General features: G+C 70.7%; 22 protein-coding genes and 1 pseudogene (1 of these 23 only partly in view). 12 read left to right on the top strand and 11 right to left on the bottom strand.

The features are described from left to right. Both WME97_RS12075 and WME97_RS12070 read left to right on the top strand, forming a co-directional pair. On the top strand, positions 1 to 613 hold the 3' portion of the coding sequence (locus WME97_RS12075) for a hypothetical protein (RefSeq protein WP_437552052.1). 407 nt of this gene lie to the left of the window's left edge; only the last 613 of its 1020 coding nucleotides appear in the window; its start codon lies off the left edge, out of view; it ends in the stop codon at positions 611 to 613. Between the two features lie 119 nt (positions 614 to 732). Beyond that, positions 733 to 2013 (top strand): sigma 54-interacting transcriptional regulator, encoded by a 1281-nt coding sequence (locus tag WME97_RS12070; protein WP_437552051.1) that lies wholly within the window; start codon positions 733 to 735, stop codon positions 2011 to 2013. Between the two features lie 153 nt (positions 2014 to 2166). Here the strand turns inward: WME97_RS12070 and WME97_RS12065 are convergent, their stop codons facing one another. Beyond that, positions 2167 to 2931: an SDR family oxidoreductase gene (locus WME97_RS12065; RefSeq protein ID WP_437552050.1), complete on the bottom strand. Its 765-nt coding sequence runs from the start codon at positions 2929 to 2931 to the stop codon at positions 2167 to 2169. A gap of 59 nt (positions 2932 to 2990) precedes the next feature. On the opposite strand from WME97_RS12065, the pseudogene WME97_RS12060 reads away from it, so the two are divergent. The 4 genes and pseudogenes from WME97_RS12060 to WME97_RS12045 all read left to right on the top strand — a co-directional run. After that, positions 2991 to 3110, top strand: a pseudogene (locus WME97_RS12060) (helix-turn-helix domain-containing protein); the annotation flags it as partial. Between the two features lie 232 nt (positions 3111 to 3342). Next, positions 3343 to 3894 (top strand): DUF1993 domain-containing protein, encoded by a 552-nt coding sequence (locus WME97_RS12055; protein WP_437552049.1) that lies wholly within the window; start codon positions 3343 to 3345, stop codon positions 3892 to 3894. Positions 3895 to 4374: 480 nt separating this feature from the next. Then, a complete protein-coding gene (locus WME97_RS12050) occupies positions 4375 to 9927 on the top strand; it encodes an AAA family ATPase (protein ID WP_437552048.1) in 5553 nt (1850 codons plus the stop codon). A gap of 134 nt (positions 9928 to 10061) precedes the next feature. Then, the gene (locus tag WME97_RS12045) at positions 10062 to 11273 is read left to right on the top strand and encodes a hypothetical protein (RefSeq protein WP_437552047.1); all 1212 of its coding nucleotides are present in this window, start codon (positions 10062 to 10064) and stop codon (positions 11271 to 11273) included. Positions 11274 to 11350: 77 nt separating this feature from the next. Here the strand turns inward: WME97_RS12045 and WME97_RS12040 are convergent, their stop codons facing one another. The 4 genes from WME97_RS12040 to WME97_RS12025 form a co-directional block, all read right to left on the bottom strand. Further along, complete coding sequence (locus WME97_RS12040) at positions 11351 to 11767, bottom strand: hypothetical protein (RefSeq protein ID WP_437552046.1); 417 nt, start codon at positions 11765 to 11767, stop codon at positions 11351 to 11353. 118 nt (positions 11768 to 11885) lie between these two features. Beyond that, a complete protein-coding gene (locus tag WME97_RS12035; protein WP_437552045.1) occupies positions 11886 to 12101 on the bottom strand; it encodes a hypothetical protein in 216 nt (71 codons plus the stop codon). Positions 12102 to 12401: 300 nt separating this feature from the next. After that, entirely contained in the window at positions 12402 to 12971 is a 570-nt protein-coding gene (locus WME97_RS12030) for a hypothetical protein (RefSeq protein WP_437552044.1), read from the bottom strand. Between the two features lie 198 nt (positions 12972 to 13169). Next, a complete protein-coding gene (locus tag WME97_RS12025) occupies positions 13170 to 13523 on the bottom strand; it encodes a hypothetical protein (RefSeq protein ID WP_437552043.1) in 354 nt (117 codons plus the stop codon). A gap of 471 nt (positions 13524 to 13994) precedes the next feature. Between WME97_RS12025 and WME97_RS12020 the strand changes: the two genes are divergently transcribed. The 3 genes from WME97_RS12020 (at position 13995) to WME97_RS12010 (ending at position 16678) form a co-directional block, all read left to right on the top strand. Beyond that, entirely contained in the window at positions 13995 to 14405 is a 411-nt protein-coding gene (locus WME97_RS12020) for a transposase (protein ID WP_437555366.1), read from the top strand. Further along, positions 14398 to 15819, top strand: a complete 1422-nt coding sequence (locus WME97_RS12015; RefSeq protein WP_437552042.1) for an AAA family ATPase — start codon at positions 14398 to 14400, stop codon at positions 15817 to 15819. Before WME97_RS12020 ends, WME97_RS12015 begins: the two co-directional genes overlap by 8 nt. Before the next feature lie 475 nt (positions 15820 to 16294). Further along, positions 16295 to 16678, top strand: coding sequence for a hypothetical protein (locus tag WME97_RS12010; protein ID WP_437552041.1), 384 nt, complete (start codon positions 16295 to 16297; stop codon positions 16676 to 16678). A gap of 119 nt (positions 16679 to 16797) precedes the next feature. Here the strand turns inward: WME97_RS12010 and WME97_RS12005 are convergent, their stop codons facing one another. Then, complete coding sequence (locus WME97_RS12005; protein WP_437555364.1) at positions 16798 to 18276, bottom strand: FAD-dependent monooxygenase; 1479 nt, start codon at positions 18274 to 18276, stop codon at positions 16798 to 16800. Between the two features lie 207 nt (positions 18277 to 18483). On the opposite strand from WME97_RS12005, the gene WME97_RS12000 reads away from it, so the two are divergent. After that, complete coding sequence (locus WME97_RS12000; RefSeq protein ID WP_437552040.1) at positions 18484 to 18945, top strand: DUF4440 domain-containing protein; 462 nt, start codon at positions 18484 to 18486, stop codon at positions 18943 to 18945. A gap of 72 nt (positions 18946 to 19017) precedes the next feature. Here the strand turns inward: WME97_RS12000 and WME97_RS11995 are convergent, their stop codons facing one another. Together WME97_RS11995 and sigJ are read right to left on the bottom strand one after the other, a co-directional pair. After that, positions 19018 to 20109 carry a glycoside hydrolase family 16 protein gene (locus WME97_RS11995; RefSeq protein ID WP_437552039.1) on the bottom strand — a complete coding sequence of 364 codons (1092 nt, stop codon included), beginning with the start codon at positions 20107 to 20109 and terminating at the stop codon, positions 19018 to 19020. A gap of 56 nt (positions 20110 to 20165) precedes the next feature. Further along, a complete protein-coding gene (gene sigJ / locus WME97_RS11990) occupies positions 20166 to 21047 on the bottom strand; it encodes an RNA polymerase sigma factor SigJ (protein WP_437552038.1) in 882 nt (293 codons plus the stop codon). A 100-nt stretch (positions 21048 to 21147) separates the two neighbouring features. Here sigJ and WME97_RS11985 point away from each other — a divergent pair, with 100 nt between their 5' ends. Continuing rightward, a complete protein-coding gene (locus WME97_RS11985) occupies positions 21148 to 22011 on the top strand; it encodes a hypothetical protein (RefSeq protein WP_437552037.1) in 864 nt (287 codons plus the stop codon). 68 nt (positions 22012 to 22079) lie between these two features. Here WME97_RS11985 and WME97_RS11980 read toward each other — a convergent pair whose 3' ends face one another. Beyond that, a complete protein-coding gene (locus WME97_RS11980; protein ID WP_437552036.1) occupies positions 22080 to 22793 on the bottom strand; it encodes a substrate binding domain-containing protein in 714 nt (237 codons plus the stop codon). A gap of 65 nt (positions 22794 to 22858) precedes the next feature. Between WME97_RS11980 and WME97_RS11975 the strand changes: the two genes are divergently transcribed. Then, positions 22859 to 23734: an NAD(P)-dependent oxidoreductase gene (locus WME97_RS11975; protein WP_437552035.1), complete on the top strand. Its 876-nt coding sequence runs from the start codon at positions 22859 to 22861 to the stop codon at positions 23732 to 23734. Between the two features lie 162 nt (positions 23735 to 23896). On the opposite strand, the gene WME97_RS11970 is transcribed toward WME97_RS11975, so the two are convergent. Together WME97_RS11970 and WME97_RS11965 are read right to left on the bottom strand one after the other, a co-directional pair. Continuing rightward, positions 23897 to 24298 (bottom strand): YciI family protein, encoded by a 402-nt coding sequence (locus tag WME97_RS11970; protein WP_437552034.1) that lies wholly within the window; start codon positions 24296 to 24298, stop codon positions 23897 to 23899. Between the two features lie 150 nt (positions 24299 to 24448). Continuing rightward, positions 24449 to 26002: a M12 family metallopeptidase gene (locus tag WME97_RS11965; protein ID WP_437552033.1), complete on the bottom strand. Its 1554-nt coding sequence runs from the start codon at positions 26000 to 26002 to the stop codon at positions 24449 to 24451. Positions 26003 to 26285: the final 283 nt, after the last annotated feature.

The following is a 26285-nucleotide window of genomic DNA, read 5'->3' as shown; positions in this document are numbered from 1 at the left end:
CGGCCTCGCGCTGTGCGGCGGCGCAGCGGCCGCCTACGGGGTCGCGCAGCACGTGACGGGCCTCCAGCAAGAGGCCCAGCGGCTCCGTGATGCGCAGGCGGCGCTGGCAGAGGAACGCGAGAGCGCGAGGGCGGCCGAGCTCGCGGCCCTCGACCGGCGCCACGCGGCGCTGCGCGGCCGCCCCCTCGCAAGCGACGCCGAGGAGGCACGCGCGACCGCGGAGGCGGCGCGGAACGCCCTCGATCCGCGGGCGCTGGACCACAACCGGCTGCGGGCGTTCGGGGACGCGCTCGACGCGCTGGAGACACGGCTCGACGCGCTCGAGAGGATCGCGGCGCTCGATCGGCGCCACGCGGACCTCGCCGCATGGGCCGCGGAGCGGCGGCGGCCCGAGGCCACGGCGGCGACCCAGGTCGCCGCGGCCCGCGCGAGGACGCCGGGCGCCGACGAGGGCGCGCTCCGCGCTTACGAGAGCGCGCTCGCCCACCTGCGGGAGGCGCTCGCCCGACCTGCAGCGCCGGGCACGCGACCGCAGGTGGGGGTGGGGCCCCAGCAGCCCAAGTGCACGAACCCGGGAGACCCGATGTGCGGGTTCGACGGGCGGTCTCTCTGAGGCGCTGAAGCCGCGCTTCTCTGCGGGGAGCCGCGCTGCTCTCCGGGCGAACGACATCTCCGTCGCCCCTTAGCGCGGCGCTTCCACGCTCCGGAGGTGCATGGCACCCTGCGAGGAGAATGGCCAAGGACGTGTCGAGCACCCTCGATCACCGGAGCCCGGTGCGGCCCGAGGCCGGGAGGCGCCGGCCAGCGCTCGTGTGCGCGTTCCCGCGGCCCATGGCGTTCGCGCTGCCCGACTCCGGGACCGTCATCGGCCGCGCCTGGCTCGCCGAGCGCGGCCTCGCCGACGAGGAGGTGTCTGGCAAGCACCTGCGGATCGATCGCGCCGGCGGCGCGCTGCGCGTCGCGGACGTCGGGTCGCGCAACGGCACGTGGGTGAACGGGTCGAGGCTCGCGCCGCGCGACCTCACGCCGCTCGACGACGGCGCGGTGCTGAGGCTCGGGCGGGTGCTGTTCGTCTTCCGCGAGGAGCTCCTCGGCCCGCTCGATCCGGCGCCGCCCGTGGGCGGGCTCGTCGGGCCGTACGGCCTGCGCGGCGTCGCGCAGCCGCTCGCGGGCCTGCCGCGGAGCCGCCCCGGCAACGTGCTCATCGAAGGGGAGACGGGCGTTGGCAAGGAGCTCGTCGCGCGCGCCACGGCGGCGGCCCTCGGGCGCGCGGCGCCGTTCGCGGCGGTGAACGTGGCCGGCGTCGCCCGCGGCGTCTTCGAGTCCCAGATGTTCGGCCACGTGGCGGGGGCGTTCTCGGACGCGCGCAGCGCAGCGCCCGGGATCGTCGTGGCCCACGACGGCGGGACGCTGTTCCTCGACGAGATCGGCGAGCTCGATCCCGATCTCCAGGCGAAGCTGCTGCGGCTCCTGGAGAACCGCGAGGTGCTGCCGGTCGGGGCGCAGCGGCCGGTCCACGTGAACGTGCTGGTCGTCGCCGCGACCCACAGGGACCTCGAGGAGATGGTGGAGCGCGGGGCGTTCCGGCGCGACCTGTTCGCGCGGCTCGCGATGGCCCGCATCCACGTGCCGGCGCTCCGCGAGCGGCGCGAGGACCTCTTCAGCGTGGCCTGCGAGCTCGCCCGGCGCGCGGGCGTCGCGCTCCCGGCCGAAGCGGTCGAGGTCGAGGCCATGGAGCGGCTGCTGCTCGATCCCTGGCCGAGCAACGTGCGCGGGCTCGACGCGGCCCTCGCGGAGGTGCGCCGCCTCGATCACGAGCCCGGGCTGCGGCTGTGGGCGGTCGAGGAGGCGCTGGGGAAGGCGCCGGACGAACAGAAGACCGCGCTCACGCAGGAGCGCGTCGAGTCCGCCCTCGCGGCCGCCGGGGGCAACGTGACGTCGGCCGCGGAGCGCCTCGGCGTCTCGCGCGGCAAGCTGCTGCGCTTCCTCAAGCGCACTCAGCAAGGGGAGTGAGCGCGCGTGGCTCCGCGCGTCGGAAATTTCGCCAGGAAGTTGTGTCCGCAAGCGCGCACCAGCCCGCGCGGCCGCCTCTCCTCACGTCGGCCCGGCGGGGCTCGCCCCGACTCCCCTCGCCTCCTCGCCCCGACTCCCCCTGGCCTCCTCGGGTCAGGTGCGCGTGATGGAGAGGCCGCCGTCGACCAGCGCGGCCGTCCCGGTGACGAAGGAGGCGTCGTCCGAGGCGAAGTAGAGCACGGAGCGGGCCACCTCCTCCGGGGTCGCGACGCGCTTGAGGGCGTGGAGGCTCGTGACGAACGCCTGCGACTCCTTCGTGCTGTTCGCCTCGTGGTACATCGCGGTGTCGACGGCGCCCGGCAGGATCGCGTTGACCCGCACGCCTTGCGGCCCGAACTCGGCGGCGAGGGCCTGCGTCAAGCCGATCAGACCGGACTTGCTCGCGGCGTACGCGGCGGTGCCCGGGAACGCGACGGTGTAGCCGACGAAGGTCGAGGTGAAGATGACCGACCCTCCGCCGTGCTTGAGCATCGCGGGGATCTGGTGCTTGGCGCCGAGGAAAGCGCCGGTGAGGTTCACGGCGAGGGTGTCGCGAAAGCCGGCCTCGGAGACCCCGGTGCTGGGGCCACCCTCGCCCAGGACGCCCGCGTTGTTGAAGGCGATATCGAGCTTGCCGAACTTCTCTGTCGCCCGCGCCACGAGGGCCTTGGCGTAGTCTTCCGAGCGCACGTCGCCGGCCAGCGCGGCGGCGCGCCCGCCGCTCTTCTCGATCTCGCTCACCAGGCGTGCGAGCTCGCTCTCGCGCCGCGCCCCGAGGATGACCTTCGCCCCCTCGGCGGCGAAGAGCTTGGCGGTGGCCTCGCCGATACCAGCGCTCGCGCCCGTGATGATAGCCACCTTGTCTTGCAAACGTCCCATGATCCTTCTCTCCTGTCCGGCGCGCGGCGTCCCAGGGGCCGAGTGACAGACGGTCAGCGTTGGCGGCGCGACGCCTGCGCCTGTCGAAGTCCGTCGTCAGCGAGCGCCTGGCCGAGCTCGAGAAGAGCGTGGGCGCGAGCCTCATCCACCGCACCACGCGCAAGCTGTCGCTCACGGAATGGCTCCTCCGCGAAGTCGATATCCTGAAGATTCAGAGGGGGCGCGTGCTGATCCGATCGGGGCGCGCGGGACGGGGGGAGCGCGCCTCGGGGAGAGGGCAAGGCAACTCCCCGGGGGGCGCCCGGACAGGGTACTCTGGGCGCCGCCGGGCTTCGGCTTCACGACCTGCGTGCACGCCGACGCGAGCGCGGCCGAGAGGCCGCCGACCGACCGAGACCCAAGGAGACGCCCATGACCATCGCCCTGCACAGCCTGACGACCGGGACCTTCGTACCCTTCCTGCGCAACCTCTCCGCCCTGTTCGACAAGGCAGCGGCGCAGGGCCACGACGGTGCTGCGCTCGCCCAGATCCGGCTCGCCCCCGATATGCTGCCGCTCTCGATGCAGGTGCGCTTCGTCTGCGACCAGGCCCGCTTCGGCGTCGCGCGGCTCGTGGGCGAGGAGCCGCCGGCGGTGGCCGAGGCCGAGGCCGACGCCGACCTCGCCGGCTTCAAGGCCCGGATCGAGCGCACCATCGCCTACGTCGAGTCCGTCGCGGCCGACCGCTACCGGGGCGCGGAGACGCGCACGATCGCCTTTCCGCTGGCGACCGACCTGTCGGTGGAGTTCACAGGCGAGCAGTTCCTGCGCGACTTTGCGTTCCCCAACTTCTATTTCCACCTGGTCACGGCCTACGACATCCTGCGCAACCAGGGTGTCCAGATCGGCAAAGCCGACTACATGGCCCACATCGGCTACGCGCTGCGCGGCACCCCGCCTGCCGAGGGAAGCGGACGGCAGTAACCATCAACGGTCGCCCCTCCGGCGGACGCACGACGAGGCGCCCCCCTGTGCCACCGGCGCGATACCGAGGGTCGCATCGTCGGCGTCGAGGGCTCGATCCTGGGTCCGTTGACGCGCAACAAGGCTCCGGCAGCGAGTCCACGCGAGGGGCGGGCTCGACGTTCGGTCCAAGCTTGCTCACCCCTCCGGTGCCACCGGCGGCCCACTTCGACGCCGCTCCTGTTCCGCAGCTCGGACGCACCACGTCCACGCTGCCCATAGCGCCCCTCCCGAGAGACCCCTGGCCGCCAACGGGTGCGCCAGGCGCCCGGACTCCAGGGGGCGTTCGGAGTTTCCTGACGACCTCACGCGCCTGCACACCCAAGAGCCGCGCGAGCTGGGCGTGGGCCAAACTCCGCCGGTGCCAAGTCACACCCGTTGGAATATATAAGTAGCTGGTCGTCGTGCGTCGCGTTGACGTGCGAGCGAGCAAGGTTTTCGATGATCGTCGAGAGAGGCTACGCGCTCCGCGAGAAAATCGAGGAAACTGCTGATTTTGCCCTGTACCGCGCATACCACGAGGGCGACGGCGTCCCGGTTCTGCTGAAAGTCCTGTGCGCGGAAAGATCGACCGGCGCCGAGGTCGTGCGCTTCAAGCACCAGTACGAGCGCATCGCGCGCCTCGCCTCGCCCCGCCTCGTCGCCCTGCGCGGCGTCGAGGCGCTCGCCGGCTCCTTGATCGTCGTCCTCGAGGACTTCCCGGGCCGCGATCTCGCGCGGATCCTCGCCGCGCGCCCGTCACGCAGGATGCCGGTCGGCGAGGCGCTCGATCTCGCGGCCGCGCTCGCCGAAGGTCTCGCCGCGGTGCACGTGGCCGGGCTCGTCCACCGCGATCTGCGCCCGCAAAACGTGCTCGTCGGCGCGCGCGGCGCGGTCAAGATCAATGGCTTCGGCGTCGACGCCGAGATCACCCACGCGCACGAGCGGCTCTACGCGCCGGCGGTCATCGCCGACGTGCTGCCCTACGTCTCCCCCGAGCAGACAGGCCGCATGAACCGCGGCGTCGACTACCGGACCGACCTCTACGCGCTCGGCGTCATTCTGTACCAGATGCTCACGGGTCGGCGCCCCTTCGAGGCCCTGGACCCGATGGAGCTCATTCACGCGCACCTCGCCCTCGCGCCCACGCCGCCGTCCTGCGTCGATCCGACCATCCCCGAGGCCGTTTCCGACATCGTGCTCAAGCTGCTCGCGAAGAACGCCGAGGAGCGTTACCAGAGCGCCGAGGGCCTGCTCGCCGACCTCGAGCACTGCCGCGAGGCCCTGCGCGGCACGGGGACGATCGAGCCCTTCGTCGCGGGCCAGCGCGATCGTCAGGACCTCTTCCGGATCCACCAGAAGCTCTACGGCCGCGAGCATGACATCGAGGCGCTCACCGCCGCGTTCGAGCGCGCGCTCGAGGGGGGCCGTGAGATCGTCCTCGTCTCCGGCTACTCGGGGATCGGGAAGTCCTCGCTCGTACACGAGATCTTGAAGCCGCTCGCGCGGCAAAAGGGCTATTTCACGAGCGGCAAATACGACCAATACAACCGCGGCGCGCCCTACAGCGCGGTGATCCAGGCGTTCGACGGCCTCGTGCGGCAGATCCTCACCGAGAGCGATGCGCGCATCCTCCGCTTTCGGAGCGCGCTCCTCGAGGCGCTCGGGCCGAACGCGCAGGTCGTCTGCGACGTCATCCCGTCGCTCTCCCACGTGATCGGCCCGCAGCCGCCCGTCCCGGCGCTCGGCCCGATCGAGGCGCAAAACCGCCTCAACCGGTGCTTCTTGCTGTTCGTCTCGGTGTTCGCGCGGCGCGCGCACCCGCTCGTCCTGTTCCTCGACGATCTTCAGTGGATCGACCCCGCGAGCCTCGGGCTGCTCCGCGCGCTCCTCGCCGACGACTCGCTCGATGCCCTCTTTTTCTGCGGCGCTTACCGTGACAACGAGGTATCGCCGGGGCACCCGTTCATCCTGGCGATCGAGGAGCTCAAGCAAGCCGGGCTCGTCGTGCGCAACATCGTACTCACCCCGCTCGCGCGCCCGCACCTGATCGAGATGCTCTCGGATAGCCTCAAGCGCAGCGACTGTGGGCCGCTCGCCGATGCGGTGCACAAGAAGACCGGCGGCAACCCGTTCTTCGTCAAGGAGCTCGTCCGGCCGCTGCACGACCACGGCGTCCTCGCGTACGCAGCCGGATCAGGCTGGCGCTGGGACCTCGCCGCGATCGACGCGCTCGGGTACACGGACAACGTCGCAGACCTCATGGTGCGCACCATCGCGCGCCTGCCGCCGGCGACGGTGAAGGCGCTCAACCTCGCCGCGGCGATCGGCAACCGGTTCGACCTCGACGTGCTCGCCGCGGTGAACGAGTGCTCGCCGGAAGACGCGTACGCCCGCCTCGATCCCGCCGTGAGCGAGGGGCTCGTGATCGCCGGACGCGGCGGCTACCGCTTCGCCCATGACAAGGTCCAGGAGGGCGCCTACGCGATGATCCCGGAGGCGGACCGACCCGCCTTCCACCTCCGGATCGGCCGGCTGCTCGCGGGCAAGCTAGACCTCTCGGAGAGCCAGAGCCTCTTCGACGTCGTCGGCCACCTGAACAGCGCAGGCGACCTCGTGTCGGACCCCGCGGAGCGCCTGCACCTCGCCCGCATGAGCCTCGAGGCCGCATGCCGCGCCGAGGACTCGGCCGCCTTCGGCGCCGCGCTGCGCTACCTGCAGTTCGGCCTCCTGCACCTTCCGGAGGACGCCTGGGCGTCACAGTACCCGCTCCGCCTCGACTACGCGAAGAGAGCCGCCCTGATGCTCTCGCTCTGCGGCCAGCATGACGACGCCCTCGCGATCCTCTCCGAAGGCCTGGAGCGGGCCGCGAGCCGGCTCGATCGCACCGAGGTGCTGCGGCTCAAGATGAACGTGCAGGTGCTCAAGAACGACCTGCCAGCCGCGCTCGCGGAGGGGCTCGCGGCCCTGCGCCCGTTCGGGATCGACCTGCCTCTCTTCCCGGACGACGCCATGCTCGACGCCCAGGTGCGGGCGACGATGGATCTCGTCCGGGAGAGGACGATCGAGGCGCTGCCAGGCCTGCCGCCGCTCGCGGACCCGGAGATCCTCGCCATGCAGGACGTGCTCCAGGAGCTCTTTCTCCCCTGCTACTTCCTGGCCTCGAACGACCTCGGCATCACGGTCGCGAAGATCCTCGAGAACACGCTGCGCCACGGGCTCTCGAAGAACTCGATCTTCGGCTGCATGAACTTCGGGATGCTCCTCTGCGCCCGCGGCGACATCGCGCTCGGCTACCGCTTCGGCCGCGCCGCCATCGACCTCGCGGACCGCTACACGGACAAGAAGTCCGAGGCGATGCTCCGCAATATGTGGGGCGCCTTCGTGCAGCATTGGCGAGAGGGCTACGCCGCCTGCAAGGCGTCGCTGGTCGCCGGGATGCACGCCGGGCTCGAAACGGGCCAGTACATCTGGTCGTTCTACAACACGGCCAATGGCATCACGAACAGCCTCCTGCGCGGCCTCCCGCTCTCCGACCTCCTCGCCGAGGCGCGGAGCTACCAGCCGACGCGCAAGCTCGACGAGTTCAATGCCATCACCTGGGCGGTCGGCGCGGTCGGACAGATCGCGCACCAGCTCTCGGTCGAGACCGAGCGCCCCGCCACGCTCAAGGGGGCGTGGGTCGATATCGACGAGGTGATCGAGGAGTCCCGCCGCATCGACAACCAGGCCTCGTTCTTCTTCGCCCACTTCTACATCGTCATCCTCTGCGTCTTCCAGGGGGCGTTCGAGGAAGCGGCGCGCGCTGCGCTCTTGCCGAACATCGAAATCCCGGCCGTGGCGGCCTGGCATGGCAACCCCGCGTTCCATTGCTACGCAGGCATCGCGTTCACGCAGGCGGCGGACGTCGTCTCCCCGGCGGAGCGCGCGCTCTTCCTCGCCCGCGCCGAGGTCTCCGCCGAAAAACTCTCGCGCTGGGCGGACCTCTGCCCGGAGAACCTGGCGCACCGCCGCGCCCTCCTCCTCGCCGAGCTCGAGCGCGTCCGCGGCGACGCGCGCGCCGCCGGGGACCGCTACGACGAGGCGATCGCTCTCGCGCAGCGCGGCGGCTATCTCCACGACGAGGCGCTCGGCAACGAGCTCGCGGGCCTCTGCTTCCGCGCGCTCGGCAAGGAGACCATCGCCGGCGCCTACCTGACCAAGGCGCACAGGGCGTACGGCCGCTGGGGCGCGACGGAGGCGATGCGGCGCCTCGAGAACGCGTACCCCGACCTCGTCCCGGGCGAGAGCCTCCGCGGCGAGAGGAGCCCGCAGGCCGGCGCCGCGCTCGACGTCGGCTCGGTGCTCAAGGCCTCTCGGGCCATCTCGGGCGAGATCGTCCTCGACCGCCTGCTCGACGCGCTCATGCGCATCATGGTCGAGAACGCCGGCGCGCGGCGCGGCGTCCTCCTGCTCCTGCGTGACGGGCGGCTCGTCGTCGTGGCCGAGCACCACATCCGGGATGCGTCGGTCCGCGTGCTCGGCGCGGCGCCCCTCGAGGGCCGCAAGGACCTGCCCGCCAGCGTCGTCACGTACGTGGCGCGGACGCGCGAGACCGTCCTGCTCGACGACCTCGCGATCGACGGGCCGTTCGGGCGCGATCCCTGCTTCGCCGGCGGTGCGCCGCGCTCCTCGCTCGCCGCGCCCATCATCTACAAGGGCCGCCTCGCCGGCGTGATCTATCTCGAAAACGACCTCACCCGCTCTGCCTTCACGCCCGATCGCGTCGAGGTGATCCGGCTGCTCTCCGCCCAGGCGGCCAACTCCATCGAAAATGCGCGCCTCTATGCGGATCTGCAGCAGGAGAACGCGGAGCGACGGCGCGCCGAGGAGGTGCTCCGCCATTCCCTCTCGCTCCTCGAGGCCACGCTCGAATCGACGGCGGACGGCATCCTCGTCGTCGACGACGAGCAGCGCGTCCTGTGTCAGAACCACAGGTTCACGGCGATGTGGCGCATCCCGGACGAGATCCTCTCCACCGGGTCGGACGACACGTTCCGTACGTTCGTCTGCGACCAGGTCCTCGATCCCGAGGCGTTTCTGCAAAGGATCCGCGCTCTCTATGCCTCGCCCGAGGAGTCCAGCTTCGATGCCATCCCGTTCGTGGACGGGCGCGTCTTCGAGCGTTATTCGCAGCCCCAGCGCCTCGGCGGGCGCGTGGTCGGGCGGGTCTGGAGCTTCCGCGACATCACCGCGCGCGTGCGCGCCGAGCAGCAGCGCGATCAGCTCCTCCTGGACGAGCGGCGGGCGCGCACGGCAGCGGAGGAGGCCGTGCACCTGCGGGACGAGTTCCTTTCTATCGCCTCGCACGAGCTCCGCACCCCGCTCACCAGCCTGCAGCTCGCCATTCAATCGCTGGGGAAAAGGCTCGCGCGGGGCATGGACGTCGAGCGCGTGCGATCCGCGGTCGCCCTCTCTGGCCGCCAGGTCAAGCGCCTCACCGACCTCATCGATATGCTGCTCGACGTCTCCCGGATCCAGGCGGGGAGGCTCGAGCTGTATACGGCGCCCGTCGAGCTGCGCGCGCTCGTCGACGAGCTCGTCGCCCACCTCGGCGATCAGATCGCGCAGTCAGGCAGCGTGGTCGCCGTGCGCGCGGAGCAGCCGGTCATCGGCCGGTGGGACCCGCACCGCCTGGAGCAGGTCGTGACCAACCTCCTCACCAATGCGATCAAATTCGGTGAACGCCAGCCGATCGACATCACCATCACCCGGGAAGATCGGGTCGCGCGGCTCTCGGTGACCGACCGTGGGATCGGGATCTCGGCCGAAGTGCAGGCGCAGCTCTTCGAACGATTTCGCCGCGGCGTCTCGTCGAAGCATTACGGGGGGCTCGGGCTCGGCCTCTACATCACCCGCACCATCGTCGAGGCGCACGGCGGCCGAATTCGCGTGTCGAGCGAGGTCGGCCGGGGCTCGACCTTCTGCGTCGAGCTGCCGCTCTCGACCGAGCGCGCGGGGGATCTGTCGTCGTAGCGGTTGCCTCGAGCGGCTTGCCCGGCTCGCGGCTTTGATTCCTCCCGAGCTCCGACCGTCACGGGGCTGCGGTCATGGTGATCGCAGCCCCGTTTTTCTTTGTCGGGTCGAGGCGCCGTGAGACCCTGAGGGACATGGGAATTCGCTTCAGGGGGTTTTGTTGCCTGGGCCTCTGGTGCTGCCTGCTCGCCTTCGCCTGCGGCGAGGGCGAGCAAGGCAATGACGGCGGCAGCGGCGGTTCGAGCTCGAAGGGCGGAACAGGGGGCTCGGGCCAAGGCGGCACGATCGCGGCCGGGCCGCTCGCGATGGACGGCTTCGTCGAGGCGTTCACGCGAGCTTCGTGCGAGCTGCTGCACGGCTGCCTCGATCCCAACGAGGACGCGCTCGCGCTGCGCGCCCTGAGCGGAACGGTAGACGAATGCACCGCGGGGATGCTGTCGAGCGTGGCTGCCATGGTGAACCCCTGGATCCAGGGCGTCACCGACGGCGACCTCTCCTACGACGCCGACGCCGCCCGGCGCTGCGTGAATCGCGTCCCCGAGCTTTGCGGAGTCTACGAAGCCGAGGAGTTCGGCGACGCCTTCCAGCTCGTGTGCAAAGACGTGTTCGAAGGGGACGTCGCGATCGGCGGCGCCTGCCGCCAGGATGTCGAGTGCGCCGGCTCTGCGGTCTGTGGCGGGGCTGGCAGCGCCTGCGGCGGCACGTGTCAGGAGCACGGTTCACCCGGCGCCGCGTGCGACAGCCGCCAGGATTGCTCCGCAGCCGGCGCCGACGGAGCTGGTTGCGTCGACGGCAGCTGCATATCGCTCAGCGTCAGCGAGACGAGCGCCGGGGCCGACGAACCCTGCGGGCTGGTCGTGAACGACGACGGCACCGGCGAGCTCACGACCTGTGCTGCCGGCCTCTGGTGCAAGGCGTCGGGTTCGGGTGCCGGCGAGGGCACCTGCGTGCGCCCGACGGCCGCGGGCGCGGAGTGCTTCGACGTGCACGAGGTCTGCGAAGACGGCGCCGTCTGCCTCGACGCCGCCGCGGGCATGTCCTGCACCAGGCTGAACCGCCGCATGCCGGGCGAGAGCTGCGGAGGGGTCGAGTTCTGCGACCCCAGGGCCGCGTACTGCTCGGAGGGCGAGTGCGTGGCCCTGGGCGACGGGAGCGAGGGCTCCACCTGCCTCACCTTCTCCTGCAAGGAAGGTCTGCGTTGCGACATCCCCGAGGGGCAAAGCTCGGGGCTCTGCGCGGCGCTGCTCGACGACGGAGAAGCCTGCCAGAGCGGCCGCGACTGCGCCTCGGGGCAGTGCGACAGCAGCGGCGCTGACCTGGTTTGCGTTCCGGCCTTCTGCCCCTAGAGCGCCGCTCGGTGTCGCTCTGGTAGGAGCTCGGGAAGACTCAGCCTATAGGGCTGTCATGCGCCGCTCTCCGCATGTCACTTGGGGGAGAAACGGATGGCCGCGAGCAGGGCATCGAACGCGGCGCGGTCGAGGCGGGTGGTGTAGATCATGTGCCTGCGGCGCGCGGGAGGAGGACCCTCGAAGTGGGCGACGAGGACCTCCTTTTCATGGCCGAAGAAGTGGCTGGTGCGGCTGACGGTGGCATCGGCGGAGCCCACCTGGACTTTCCACGTCTCCGCGGCTTTCATGGGGCCTCGGTCGCGCGTGGGTGTACCTTCCCAGGCAAAGAAATAGAGGCCCTGTCCGGAGGCGTCCTGGTAGCTCCGGAAGTGCTCCACGGCGGGGCTCCCCGGGATGAGGGAGGAGACCTCCTCGCGGGTATCGGCCTGGAGGGTGAGCCCGGTAGGGAGGGTCAGAACGAGATCGACGAAGGTAGGTGTGCTCGAGGTCATGGTCGGGCTGGTGCCAGGGGTGGAAGCGGCGGTGGTAGGTGGAGCAGCGTGTTCGGGCGAGGCGCCGCTGGAACAAAGGCGCGCGAGCGGCGAACCAGGGACGAACCTGGGCGACACCTCACCAATCAACGAGTTGGCAGCTTCGCAGAAGGACAGAGACGATGCCCCACACGACGCCAAGGACGACCATGAGCTCGACGACGTGACCGAAGACGTGGATCGGCTTTGGTGCCTTGACCTCTCGCTCGACGTTGCTCGCCTCCACCCGGCCGGAGCGCCGCGCGGCCGTCCCGGAGGCCGAGCTCCCCGCCTCCGGCTCGCGATCGCCGCTCATGACCGGTTCTCTAGCACGCTGCGCTCCCCCACGCGCGCGGTGTTGCCGAAGCCACGCCGAGGGTTGTCCGGGCCTTGGTCCGGGGTTGACCACCGCGCCCCCGGACGGGAGCGAGGTCCGCGCCCGCATCGCCCGCACCCGCGTCGCCGTGCGCTCCGCCGGCGCTCTCAGGGCGGATGCGCGTGCTTTCCACGAACAAGGACAGCGCCGGCGAAGTCTACGTCGCCGACTTCGGCGGCACGGTGTACCGCGTCGATCCGGAGTGAGCCCGGGCCAGCGCGCCCCGCGCCGCGCAGGAGCTCACATCGACCAGCGGAGCCCGGCGTACCCAGGGCCGAGCACGATCTCGGGCGTGGTGGAGACGCGGCGCTCTTCGGGCGGAATGGGCACCTGGCGGCCGCCGACGATGGCGAGCGGGATGCCGGCCCCGAGGCCGGCGATCCCGAGGACGAGGAACCCTTTCCCGACGGTGTTGTTGATCTCCTCGAACCCGTAGGGGTCGTCGGCCGGGTCGCCAGCGCTGGTGTCATCCGTGATGGACACGATCCCGATGATCGTGTTGATAACGCCGAAGAAGCTCGACACGAACCCCCCGACCAGCATCCCCGGGCTATTGATCCGGGTCAGCGGGCGGGCCGGCGGTGTCGGCGCCGCCGCGTCCGCGACGGGCGCCAAGGCCGGGCCGCGGGCCTGCGGCACGGCGGCTGTCAGCGCCGGCGTGCCCGCGGGCAGCGGCTGCGCCGCGCCGCTGGACCGCGCGTGCGCCGCTGCCGGCTCGGCCCAGGCGTCTCGACCACCCCCCGCGAGGGCGGCGAGGAATATCGTGAGCAGCAACAGGCGCCCGAGGCGCTGCTTCGGTGGACTCATCATGTGGCTCTCCCTGCGATCGTCGAACAGGTGGCCGCTGGCCGGCGCAACCGGACATCGAGCTCCCCGGCTCGGCCTCTCCGACTGAAGGCAGGATAACGGGAGCGAGGTCCACGTCGCGGACTTCAGCGGGACCGTTTCGTGCTCCGGTCTCCGATCGGGCGTGAGCTTCTGGGCGCTCGCCGCGCGGCGCGCCGGCATTCACATCGACCAGCGGAGCCCGGCGTACCGCGGGCCGAGCACGAGCTCGGGCGCGGCGGAGGCGGCGTTCTTCGCCGGCGCGACAGGCACCTTGCGCCCGCCGATGATCATGGAGGTGGCGCCGACGCCCGCGGTGATGAGCCCGCCGACGACGATCGCGCCTCCCAGGGCCTCCTCCTCTTCGACGTTAGTGGAGGCCGGCTCGGTCAGCTCCGGCGTCGCGCCGACGCCGGCAGCCACCCGGGCGAGCAGCTCGCCCGCGGGCAGCACCTCGCCGACGCCGTCGTAGTCGCCGGTCGTCCGCTGCTCGGCGCAGGTCACGATCCACGCCGCCAGGTCGCGGACGTCGATCACCTGCAGCCGGTCGTCCGGGCTGCTCGTGAGGGTCCGGGTAGACGTTGACGGTCGACACGAAGACCCAGTGCGCGTCGGGGAAGGCGTCCACGGAGGCATGCACCCACGACGGCACCCGGGCGACGTCGACGACCACGTCGTACGCCGTGGCCGCGAGGTCGGCGGGCACCGGCTCGGAGCGGTCCCAACGCACGAGCGCCGCGCCCTCGGGCACTGACCCGGAGGTGCCACGGTTGGCGCACGTGACGTCGTGGCCGCGGGCGACGGCCTCCGCCGCGACCGCCTTGGACAGGAACATCGAACCGCCCAGCACCAGGATCTTCACGACGGCAACGCTGTCGCGAGACCCCTGTCGGGGCAAGCGATTCAGCCCACAGCAGAGGTCACGACGCGAGCTCGGGCGTGGTCTCGCCGAGCAAGCCGTTTGAGCTGCGTGCGCTTGCGGCCAAAAGGTCCGACGTCCTCGCGGCGATGGAGCGCATCTTCGCGGAGGAGATCGCCCGCGTGACCACGCGGCTCGCGAGCATCGCCGGCGCACGAACGGGCTCGGTCGAGTTCCCTCAGAGATTCGGCTCGAGCTTGAACGTTCACGTCCATTTTCACACGCTGGCAATCGACGGCATTTTCGAGAAGACCGCCTCGTGCGGTACTGCTCCCGCCCGGCCTTCGCACTCGATCGAAGATGGCGTTCGGGTTCGACGCGGCGTAGGTGGGCACGACGCCGCCGCGACCCTGAGGATTACGTCCGGAGTATGCGAAGATGGCCGGAACGATGCCAGGGGCGTTCTGGAACGGCGGCGTTCGAGGAACGGAACATCGAGTTCACTCCTTCGTGTGAGATCGTCCACCCCACGCTGGCGACAAGACCATGGATATGGATAACGATAAGCCCCAACCCCCCACGCCTTCCCTCACGGATCTGATGGGCGCGATGGCGGCGGCCCAGGCCGCGCAGGAGCCGTTCTTCCTCGGCCGCCTCCGCGGGCACTTCGGCGCCGACCCCCGCACCCTCCCCATTGTCGCCGAGGAGTTTCCGGCCTCGGATCACCCGAACTTCCAGCTCGCAATCGATACCCACCTCCGCGACGGCGGGTTCACCTCCGAGCTGCTCGGAGTCTCCGGCGGCGACATGTTCCGGGGGGTGAGCCTTCCCGATCTCCTCTCGCCGCCCCCGGCGATGCCCGGGATCGGCGGACCGCCGCCCTCGCAGGGGCCCGTGCAGTACCGCAACGTCCACCTCGACGCGGAGCGCCTCATCGCGTGCGTCGTCGGCGGCCTCTATCTCTTCGCCCGCGGGGGCGACCGCTTCGCGCTCCTGGTGCGCGGCCCCAGCGACGCCGGGTTCCGGCGCAGCCAGCTCGCCGTCGAGCTGATGGCGGGGGACAACGAGCGCGCCCAGCGCCTCCTCGCCGAGCTCCGCGTCCTGATGCGCCGGCTCAACGTCTACCGCAGCCGCGTCGTCACCCTGAGCGAGACCACGGAGGGCTTCTCGGCCGCGACCAAGATCGAGCTCCAGAGCCTCCCGCGGATCGAGCGCGACGCGCTCATCCTGCCCGCAGCGCTGCTCGCGCGGCTCGAGCGGTCGACCATCGGCTTCTCCCGGCACAGAGAGATCCTGCTCAGTTCGGGGCGACACCTGAAGCGCGGGCTGCTCCTCTACGGGCCCCCGGGCACCGGCAAGACCCTGACCGCGATGTACCTGGCGGGCCAGATGCGCGAGCGCACCACCCTGCTCGTCACCGGGCTCGGGGTGAAGCTCCTCAAGGAGGCCTGCGCGATGGCGCGGTCGCTCCAGCCCTCCCTCGTGGTGCTCGAGGACGTCGATATCATCGCCCAGGACCGCGAGAGCGCGGACACGAGCTGCCGCTCACCGCTGCTCTTCGATCTCCTGAACCAGATGGACGGCCTCGCGGAGGACACCGACGTGATCTTCGTCTTGACCACCAACCGCCCGCAGGCCCTGGAGCCGGCGCTGGCGGCGCGGCCAGGGCGGATCGATCTCGCCGTGGAGATCCCGCTGCCGGACGCCGACTGCCGGCGGCAGCTGCTCGCGCTCTACGGGCGCGGCCTCTCGCTCAAGGACGACGACCTCGCGCCGCTCATCGCGCGGACCGAGGGGGTGAGCGCGGCGTTCATCCGCGAGCTCCTGAGGCGGGCGGCGCTGTTCGCGGCCGACGCGGGGCGCGGCACGGCGGTCGACGAGGAGCACCTCAAGGAGGCGCTGCACGAGCTGCTCGTCGACGGGGGGCCGCTCACCCGGAGCCTCCTCGGCGCTCACGCTCACCGCCCCTCGTGATCACGTGATCACGTGATCACCGTTTGCCCCGGACCGCCTCTCTCTTCGCCTCTGCCTTCAGCTTCCTCAGGTGTCCGTGCGAGGTCTCGCCGCGGGGGTGACGCCGCGCCTCTCGGCGAGGCGAACGAAGGCGTCGACGAGCGCCTGGGCTGCGCGCGTCGCTGAAGCCGCACCTCGGCGCCCTGATCGAGGCCGCGCTGACGCCGCCGACCTTCGACCCGAAGGCGTGCGAGCGCCCCCTCCGCCTGGGGCTCTCCGACACGGCCGAGGTGTGGCAGCTCCCGCCGCTCTTGCGCGCGCTCGAGCGCGAGGCGCCACGCATGCGCGTCGTCGCCGTGCCCGCGCAGCTCCGCACCGTATGCGGTCCTCTCGCACGATGCGCACGGCATGCTGGTAGATCGAGTTGCCGCCTGCAGACTGGCTCGTGTAGCCTTGGACAATGCGAGCGGTGCTCTCGATCTACCCCTTGGTTATCTTGGCCATGCTCTCCAGCGCCGGCTGCAAGCGGCTCAAGACAGGCGCCAGCGAAGACTTCGCGAAGAGGTATAGTTGCCCGGAGGACAGGGTCGAGGTGCGCGAGCGTACCGACGTCAAGTGGGGCACGGTCGTGCTCGGCGGCCGATCGCAGGAGGCCCCGCCGGCCGAGGTGAAGGACGACCCGGGACGGCTCGCCAAGTGGAACGCAGACCGCGCCGAGAAGGACGCGGAGACGAGGAAGAGGCTCGACGATCTCGACGTGTTCCAGGTGAGCGGGTGCGGGCACGACGAGCTCGTCGCCTGCGCCCACCCGGCGGACGGCGATGGCGTGGCGACCGACAGGGTGGTGTGCTTCCAGGGGCCGCAGCGAGCCCGCCCCTGACCGGACCGGCTCCGACGCCCCTTGCAAGCTGGGCACTCGATGTGCTCCTCGCCGTGGGATTCGTGATACCGCTCACTGTCGACGTCGAGCGCATTCGTGCGCTTCGCTGCCGGGGTATTCTACGCCGTGGCGCTCCGCTGGGTGGGCGGGCCGAACCAGGTGGTGAGGGCGTCGCGAAGGCCGTTGTCCGTCCCTTCTCCGACCCACGCGACGTGTCCGTCGGGTCGAATCAAGACAGCAGTCGGCGCAGGTACCGCGCCGAGCACCGGGAGCTCCCACACTCCAGCTGGGCGAGCTTCACGCAGGCGAACACGAGGGGCCCAGGGAGTGATGTCGAAGGCCCCCGGCTCGCCGAGGTTGAGCAAGACCGGTCTTGCCTCGTGCAGCAGCGTGAATACTCGCAGCGGTCCGCTCTCGGTGACCAGGTCGAGATCGGGCATGCGACGTCCGAGCAGCGGGTGTCCTTCACCGAGGTCGTAGCCAATGTCGAGGCCAGACATCATCGCGGCGTAGCGCTTGCGAGGCTCGTCCATCTTGAGCAGCTCGGTCACGGTCTCGCGCAGGGCCTCCGTTCGATCGTCGCCGCGACCGAGCGCGGTTTGTGCCATGGTCAGGCGCAGCACGCGGGCAGCGATGGGGTGCCGCTCGGCGTGATAGGTATCGAGCAGGCTGTCGGGCGACGTGCCGCTCACCACCTGAGCGAGCTTCCATCCCAGGTTCACGGCGTCCTGGACGCCGATGTTGAGTCCCTGTCCACCTGCCGGCGCGTGCACGTGCGCCGCGTCGCCCGCCAGGAGGACACGCCGGTCTCGGTAGGACGCCGCTTGCCGAGCCATGTCGCTGAATCGGGATAGCCAGGTCGGATTGCGAACACCGAAGTCGGTGCCGTAGACCGCGACGAGCGCATCGCGCAGGTCCTGGAGCGTCGGCGTGTCAGCTTTGCCGGCGTGCGGCTCCACGAGCACGACGCCGACACGCTTTCCGTCCTCCAGCTTACCCAGCGCGTTGACGCCCTTTTCGCCGCGGCGGACGCCCCACGCGGGCTCGTCCACCATGTCCACCTCCGCGATCAGGTAGCTCGTCGACGCGTCCCATCCGGCGAAGTCGATGCCCGCCCTCTTGCGGACCAGGCTGCGACCGCCGTCGCACCCGACGAGATACTTCGCTCGTAGCGTCGCGCCGTCAGACAGCTCGACGTCGACGCCCGTATCGTCCTGCGCGAACCCCGTCACGTCACGCCCGCGATAGAACTTCACCGGCAGCTCGGAGACCCAGTCGGCCAGGATGCGCTCGATCCGGTTCTGGCGGAGCGCGAGCCCGTGGTTGCGGCGAACGGGGAAGTCGCTGATGTCGAGAGGGATGAACGAGAAGCCAGCGACCTGCATCACCTGCCCCTGTGAGAGAAAGCGCTCCGCGACGCCACGCTGATCGAAGACCTCGATCGTGCGTGCGTGCAGACCGCCCGCGCGCGAGCCGGCGAGGTCCTGGCTTTCGCGCCGCTCGACGACGGCGACGTCGATCCGCGCCAGCGCTAGCTCGGCCGCCAACATGAGCCCCGTCGGACCTCCACCCGCGATCACCACGGCGTGCTTCGGCATCTTCATGGTGCAGCATGGTGCGGCATGCCTGGGGGCTTCCGGCAAGCCCCCATGTCTGGTATACGCTGGGGCTGGAGATGGACGGGAGGCGCGCTCGTTTGCTCGCAGCACGCGCGCCTCGCCGCGCACGGCGGCGCGCCGAATTTTTGCGATCGTCGGGCGTTCGTAGGTGATCTCTGAAGACCCCTTGATGGAGGCCGGCCTGCCATGACCCGCAGCGAGGACGAGCGCGCCATCGACGCCGTCGTACACGCGTTCTTTCAGGCCTTTGGCAACAAGGGTGGAGTCCGACCGGACCTCGACGCGCTGCGCGCGCTCTTCCTCGCGGAGGGCGTGATCATCAAGACCTGCGGAGAACCACCGACGATCTACGACCTGCGCTCGTTCATCGAGCCCAGGGAGAAGCTCTTGACGAGCGGGGAGCTGGTCGATTTCTCCGAGGAGGAGCTCTGGGGGAGGACGGACCTCTTCGGGAACATCGCGCAGCGCTTCTGTGTGTATCGCAAGTCCGGGCTGCTCTCGGGGCAGCGCTTCGAGGCGAGGGGCACGAAGTCCATCCAGCTGGTCAAGACGCCCGCCGGCTGGAAGATCAGCGCGGTTGCCTGGGACGACGAGCGGGAAGGGCTGAGCGTCCCTCCGGATCAGGACGTCACACGACGCAGCCTGTAGCCGACAGGCGCTCGCTCCTCGGAAGGCCATCGCGAGGTCAGGGGCTGGCGAGCATGTCAGCGATCGCGGGTGCTAGGGCAGGGTGTCCACGAGGGCGAGCGATGATGCCCGGAAACCGGCCACCTGCGCGTCCACCTCGGCCTGCGACAGGAGGACGTCCTTCGCGAAGTAGACCCAGTCGACGTCCTCGGCGTACGTCCGCGGGCTGGTCTGTCCGGCGGCGAGCTCGTCGAACCATAGGTTGAAGTCGAGGTGCTGGTCCGTCTCGGGGACGTAGGTTGCGTCGTGCGTGCAGAGCCGCGCGCCGTCGATGTAGTAATGGATACCGGACGCGTCGATCTGGAGGAGGAGCTTCTTCCAGCCCGACTGGTCCCCCGCGACCTGGTTCGACTGCGTATTCTCGAGCGTGGCCGTCTCCCACGAGGTCAGCCACAGCGTGCTGGTATCGCCCTGCCCCCACCCGCCGTTGGGCATGTACTCGAAGTCCTGCTCCGAGTAGTTGGGATCGACCTCGGGGTCGTTGATCCATGGACTGATCGTGAAGAACGTCTCGACCAGCTTGTCGCCGAGGTGCCGGGTCCCGGTCAGGGGCGTGTTGCGGAATCTCACCCTGGCGGAGTAGGTCCCGAAGCGGAACCTGTCGTCGTTGGACTGGATCTCCGCGTGCGAGGTGCTCGCTCCCGATCCACGCGAGGTCGCTTCGAGCCGCAGCAGCCTGTTCGAGGCGAGATCGGGATCGTCGATGAACGACACATTGGACGACAGCCATTGTGCGCCGGCGACCCCGGGCGCTCCGTCGGTCGTCCGTACCCACCACCGGCTCTTGAGACCGTCGTCGGCGATGCCGCTGTAGCTGAAGTCGTCGAAGAACTCGGCCGACACCGTGACGCCGCCGCCCTCTCCGCCAGCGCCGCCAGCGCCGCCGCCCTCGCCCTCGCCGCCCTTGCCGCTGCCGCCCTCGCCGCCCTCGCCGCTGCCGCCCTCGCCACCGCTCCCTCCGCCAGCGCCGCTGCCGCCATGGCCGGCAGGGGCGTCGAGCTCGCTCGAGCAACCCACCAGCGCATGCGCCGCAAGGAGCGCCGCCCCCGCGGCGTGGATGAAGCGCGCGCCGCGGGGCGCCTCGTTCGAAGCAGCGATCCTCTGGCCTTCGCGATCCGTTTTCATCGAGAGTGTTCCTTTCGGGATGAGCGTCCCATGGGGCGCTTGGACTTCCTACCCGCTCAATGATCGCGGCTGGCGTTGAGCCACCGCAGCTTGTCGGGATTGGCCATCGCCCGGATGGCGCGCACCACGCCGCCGTCGATCTCGAGCGTGATGACGACACGGATCGCTGCGTCCGTGCGGCCGCGCAAGACGAGCGCCGGCTCACCGTTGATGTCGCCGATCGACGCGTCGAAGGGGCCGGCCGGAAGCCGCGGCGTCGAGGCGACGAAGCCCGCCACCGCCTCGCGGCCGCGCAACGGCGCCAGCACGGCGCCCGGAAATCGCCCGCCGCCGTCGGCGTCGAGCACGACGTCCTCGGCGAGCAGGTCGACCAGCCCGCGCAGGTCGCCCGAGCCCACGCTGCGGGCGAAGCGCGCGACCAGCTCGCGGTGGGCCTCGGGGGTGGGCGGAAACCGCGGCCGCTCCCGCTCGAGGTGCTCGCGGGCACGAGACCCGAGCTGGCGGCAGGCGGCGGGCGTGCGCTCCATGATCCGCCCGATCTCGGCGTAGTCGTAGTCGAACAGCTCGTGCAGGACGAAGACCGCGCGCTCGAGCGGCGAGAGCTGCTCCAGCAGCACCAGGAACGCCATCGACACCGACTGCCAGCGGGCCAAGGGGGAGGAGGCGTCGAGCGCGTCGGCCTCGCTCCAGATCGGCTCGGGCAGCCAGCTGCCGACGTAGGTCTCGCGCCGGCGACGCGCCGAGTCCAGCAGGTTGAGGGATAGCCGCGTGACGATGGTGCCGAGCAGGGCCTTCGGCGACTCGACCTCGGCCTCGGGCACGGCCAGGTAGCGGATGTAGGCCTCCTGCACCACGTCCTCGGCGTCGGCCGCGCTGCCGAGCATGCGGTAGGCGATCGCGAACAGGAAGCGGCGGTGGATCTCGACGTCGGGTCTCATGGTTCTTGGCTTGCCTCGATCATGGACAGCGCGGCCGGCGCCGATGTGACATCGGCCCGGATGTCACACGACGACCCGCTGCGTGGTCTTGCCGGCCACCATGCGCAATCTCATCCTGTTCGTTCTCGTCCCGCTGCTTTCGGCCTGCAACGAATCCTCGTCGCCCTCGGGCTTCGAGGGCACCTGGAACTACGACCTGCCCGACCGCGCCAGCGGCACCAACATGGCTCACCTGTCCTGCCCGGCCCAGGGCGGCGCCCCGGCGATGGAGCTCGACATCCCGCAGATCGGCCACCTGGTGCTGGCCCGTGACGGCGACCAGACGCTCGCCGGCCGCACCGATCAGGGGTGCTCGTGGAGCTTCCGCGAGGCCGACGACGAGCGCGCGAGCTTCGCATCGGCGGAGGCGACCTGCGATAACCCGGTCATCGGATCGAGCTACACCATCACCGGCTGGACCCTGGCCCGCGACGGCGCCGGCGCCGCCGAGGTCGTCGATGCCATCAGCCACCGCCCCGGCGGCGCCGACTGCGACTTCGTGCTCACCGCCGGCAAGCGCACCTGGGTCGACCCCGATGCCGACGACGATCCCGCCGCCGCGTTCGTCGGTTCGTGGGCCTACGTCCCGCCCGATCCGGTCACCCGCACCAACGTCGCCACCGTCGCCTGCGCCGACGCCGAGGGCAACCCGCTGCCGCCGAGCTACGAGCCCCAGCTCGGCAGCATCGCAATCGAGCGCACCGGCCCGCACGCCGCTGCCGCCACCGACGGCGACGGCTGCACCTGGACCTTCGCGGTCCACGGCAACACCGCGTTGCTCGACCCGCCGGCGCAGCGCTGCGGCCCGCTCACGCTTGATCACTGGGCCCTGGCCGGCGACGGCGGCCACGCCTTCGAGGTCCGCAGCGGCGAGCGCGCCGGCTGCCGCGTCCTCCTGACCATCGGCGAGCGCACCCGCCCGTAAGAGCTCATCCGGCCTGGGCATGCCGTCGTCGAGCCCGCCGCAGGCTGTGGCGTGAAAGCGGCCCTGGTTCAACCCGTCTTTCGCTCCAGTCGCGCGGCGAGCCCTGCGGCGAGGTGCTCGGTCAGCGCGCGGACCGTCGTCGAGGAGAACCGTCCAGGGGGGCTCAGCGCAAAGACGGGAGCCGGCGGCGTCACGAAGCCCTCGAGCAGCGGGACGAGTCGGCCGCGCTTGATATCGTCGCGCACGAGCCAGTCGGCGAGCAGCGCCACCCCGAGGCCCTGTCGCGCCATGAGCGCCACCGCCTCGCTGTTGTTGGCGGCGAAGCGACCACGGACCGGGACCGGGACGCCTTTGCCAGGCTCCCTCCCGAAGCGCCAAACGGTCGACGCGTTCGCCTCGCCGTGAACGAGGCACTCGTGGGTCCGCAGGTCGCTCGGGGCGTTCGGGCGACCGCGCGCCCTGAGGTACGACGGCGCGGCGACGAGCACGCGACCGCTGTCGGCGAGCTTCCGCCCGCGGGCGCTCGTGTCAGCGGGGACGCCGACGCGAATCGCCAGGTCGAACCCCTCGTCGACGAGGCTCACGTACCTGTCGGTCATCACGAGCTCTGCGCTCACCGCGGGGTGGCGTCTCAGGAAGTCGCCGACCAGAGGGACGATGAAGAGCCGACCAAAGACGACGGGGAGGCTCACGCGGACACGGCCGCGCGGCTCCCGGTCGCTCTCGTTGAACTCGCCGCTCAGCTCGTCGAACGCCGCGAGCAGCTCCCGGGCGCGGGCCATCAGACGCTGACCGGCCTCCGTGACGCGAACCGATCGCGTCGTGCGCTCGACGAGGCTCGGACCCGATGGGCAAGCGCATGAGGGTGGCGTTCCTCGGCCTCGGTGCGATGGGCGGGCGGATGGCCTCCTGCCTCGTGAACGACGACATCGAGCTCAAGGTCTGGAGCCGCTCGGGAGTACCGTCGTGGGCGCCGTCGCTGGGCGCGTTCTCCGCGCGAACGCCGGCCGATGCCGCCAGAGACGCCGATACCGTCTTCGCGATGGTCACGGACGACGAAGCGTCGCGCTCCGTGTGGCTCGACGACGATGTCGGCGCGCTGCGCGGGATGCGCAGCGGAGCGGTCATCGTCGAGTGCAGCACGCTGAGTCCAGGCTGGGTGTCGACGCTCGCCGGGCGCGCGAAGGACGCTGGGCTCGAGTTCATCGACGCGCCCGTCGTCGGCTCTCGCCCACACGCCGAGAGGGGCAACCTGACCTTCCTCGCCGGCGGAGACGCCGCGGTGCTGGAGCCGCTCCGTCCGATCCTCGGTCGCATGGGCGGCGCGGTGAAGCACGTCGGCGCCTCGCCCGCGGGAGCGTACGCGAAGCTCATCGTGAACACCTTGTTCGGCGTCCAGGTCGCGGCGCTCGCCGAAGTCCTCGGGTTCGCGGCGCGCGCGCGGCTCGATACGGCGGCGCTGATGCAAGCGCTGGAGGGGCTCCCGGTCCTGAGCCCCGCCGCCAGCGGCGCCGCGACGGGGGTGCTGGCTCGTCGATTCGAGCCCATGTTCCCGGTGGCGCTCGCCGCAAAGGACCTGCGGTACGCGCTCGAGGCAGCGGAGCGCGTCGGCGGCGACCTGCCGGTGAGCCGAGGCGCGAGCGAGGTGTTCGAACGCGGCCTCGCGGGCGGACTCCGCGACGAGAACCTGACGGCCGTCGCCAAGCTCTACGACGAGGAGTGAACCTCGCGCCCCGCCGCGTCGTCGAGCCCGAGGCCCCGACGGCGCGCTCCTCGATGTGCACTACGGAGCTCACGCCGCCGATCACCGGGAGCTCGAGCAGGTGATCGCCCTCGCGCGCTGAAGCGGCGGAGCCGCCCGATCAGCGCGCCGAGCGAGGGGAGCTCACAGGAGCTCTCTGGGGAGCTCGCTCCCGCTCATCACCTGCCGCACCTCGATGGCCATGTTGAGCGGCTCGCCGCCGAGCCCGGGCGCGGCGGACGCCTGCGCGGCGAGCTCGTAGGCGCGCTCGGGGCTCCCGACGTCCACCACCCAGAAGCCGGCGAGGAACTCCTTGGTCTCGGGGAACACGCCGTCGGTGATGGGCCTGCCGTCCTCGCCGGCGCGCACGAGCCTGGCCTGGTCGGGCGAGGTCAGCGCCTCGATCCCCACGAGCTCGCCCGACTCGCGGAGCTTCTCGTTGAAGCTGTTCAGGAACGCGAGGTGCGCCTGCAGGTCCTTGGGCGGCCAGCTCATCAACGCGTAGGGCTCTCGGGTCGGCACGTGCATCATCAGGAGGTATTTCATCGTCAGCTCCCTTTCAGCGTGCGCGCCCCGCATCGGGCGCGCGTTCACAGACGAGTCGGAGCCCAGGCGGCGTCCTCGACATCGCGGGGGACGATACTCCAAGAATTTCTTGGCGGCTGGCAGAGTCAGCGCCGGGCGGAGCGTCGCCCGTCAGCGCCAGTGGAAGTCCCACTCCTGGTTGGCCGCGTCCGGCCGGCACGCGTACACGCCGACCTGCGCGCCGGGATACGAAGCGCCGCCGAAGATATCGACGCACTGCCCGAGCGACTTGATAGGACCGTTCAGGTAGAAGTACTCGTTGTAGAGGCCTCGGCCGCAACCGTCCCACAAGACGATGGGAGAGCCCGGCACCGGCATGCCACCGGAGACGTTGAGGCAACGGTCGACGGCGAACGTCGCCTTGATCTCGCCGGCGAGGAAGCTCAAACTCTGGTAAGATGCGGTGTTGATGCACGGCTTCAGCGTCGGCCGCGTGCCGAGGGGCGGGGTGCCGGGCGGCACGTCGACGCACAGATCGGTGCCCGTCAGCTGAAGCCTGCTCGCCGCCGTCGCCGTCCAGCGCTCGCGCGCCGACGGCACCTCGCCGCAGCCGCGCACCTCGAGCATCGAGCCGGCCGTCGTGCCGGTGGCGACGACGCACATGTTGCCCATGGCCCGCAGGCGCATGCCTTCGAACGAGAACAGCTCGTTGGGCGCGCCATCGATCAGGCCCCACGAGATGAGCGGCGTTCCGGACGTCGGTGAGACCACGCCGCCGCCGACGTTCATGGCGAGCATCTCTCCGCCGATGGTCGCCCGGAGGTGGTGCCCGCCGGACGAGTGCGGCAGCTTCGACCAGGTGTCGTTGGGGGCGTCCATGCACTGCCACGCGACGATGTCCTTGCCCCACTCGGTCGTGCCACCATCGATGTTCAGACAGCGGCCTCCGAGCCCCACGATCGAGCCGCCGTGCTTGCGCCCATAGACGTTCTGTGCGCCGATGACGTCCCAGGGAGACAGCGTGCGATTCGTGTCGGCCAGGTTGCTGCAGTAAGTGGCCGCCATGATCGAGTCGGTGTCGGCCACCGGCGTCGCGTCGCTGGCCCCCGGGTGGGCCACGCCGCAGTAGCCGCTCGGCAGGCAGACCTTGCCGTCTCCGCTCGCGCACTGGGCGTTGGACGTGCATTTCATGCATTGCCCCGTCCAGTCGTCGCGGTCGAACTCGTGCGAGAACCCGAGCGCGTGCCCGAACTCGTGCATGGCGACGACCTCGACGCGGCCGTCGGTCGTGTCGAGCGTCATGTGCTGCGCGCCGCTGGGCCCCGGATAGCCGAACCCGCTGTGGCTGCCGCCTCCCGCGGTGAGGTGGACGATGAGATAGCCGTTCGTGTTCGAGCCGCAGGGGCCCCAGTCTTCGAGCTTGATGTCTGCCGCGCGCTGCCACGAGTTGTCGACAGCGTCGCGGGCCCGGGCGAAGTACTCGAAGCGCCGCTGCCGCTCGGCGCTGGATACCGGGTCGTCGATGCGATAACACACCGGCATCCAGCCGCCGGGCCAGGGGGTGCCGACCAGCTGGAGCGCGTCGTGGGTCGACGCGATCAGCTCCTCGTTCGCGGCCGCTTCGTCGCCCGGCTCGCTCGTCCCGCAGCCGGCCATGGCGGCGGAGACCACGGCGATGGAGACAGCGGAATGGCGCAGGACGAGCGATGAGAGTCTTCGTTTCATCGAATAGGTTCCTTCGTTCTATGCCGAGTTGAATCGCACGGACCAGCGAGCGCCCGGATGCGCTGCGCGCCGCGAGCGCCTCGCCGTCGTCGAGAGAGGCTTATGCGCGCCGCCCGCCGCCGCTGACATCACGTGTCGTCTCGCGCATCGCTCGCTCCCCGGCGGCCGCGCCGCCGCAGGCCCGAGGCGCCCCGTCGGAAGAGGGGTATCCCCGGTGGGGTTGCGCTCGCAGGTCGCCTCACGGCCCCCGGACGCGCGGCTGCCGCAGGCCCCCGGCTCGCGG

The sequence above is a fragment of the Sorangium sp. So ce367 genome (genome assembly GCF_051520455.1).
Lineage (GTDB): Bacteria > Myxococcota_A > Polyangia > Polyangiales > Polyangiaceae > Sorangium > Sorangium cellulosum_B.
Note: the sequence above shows the minus strand (reverse complement) of the source record. Positions and strands in the feature narration are given on the sequence as shown.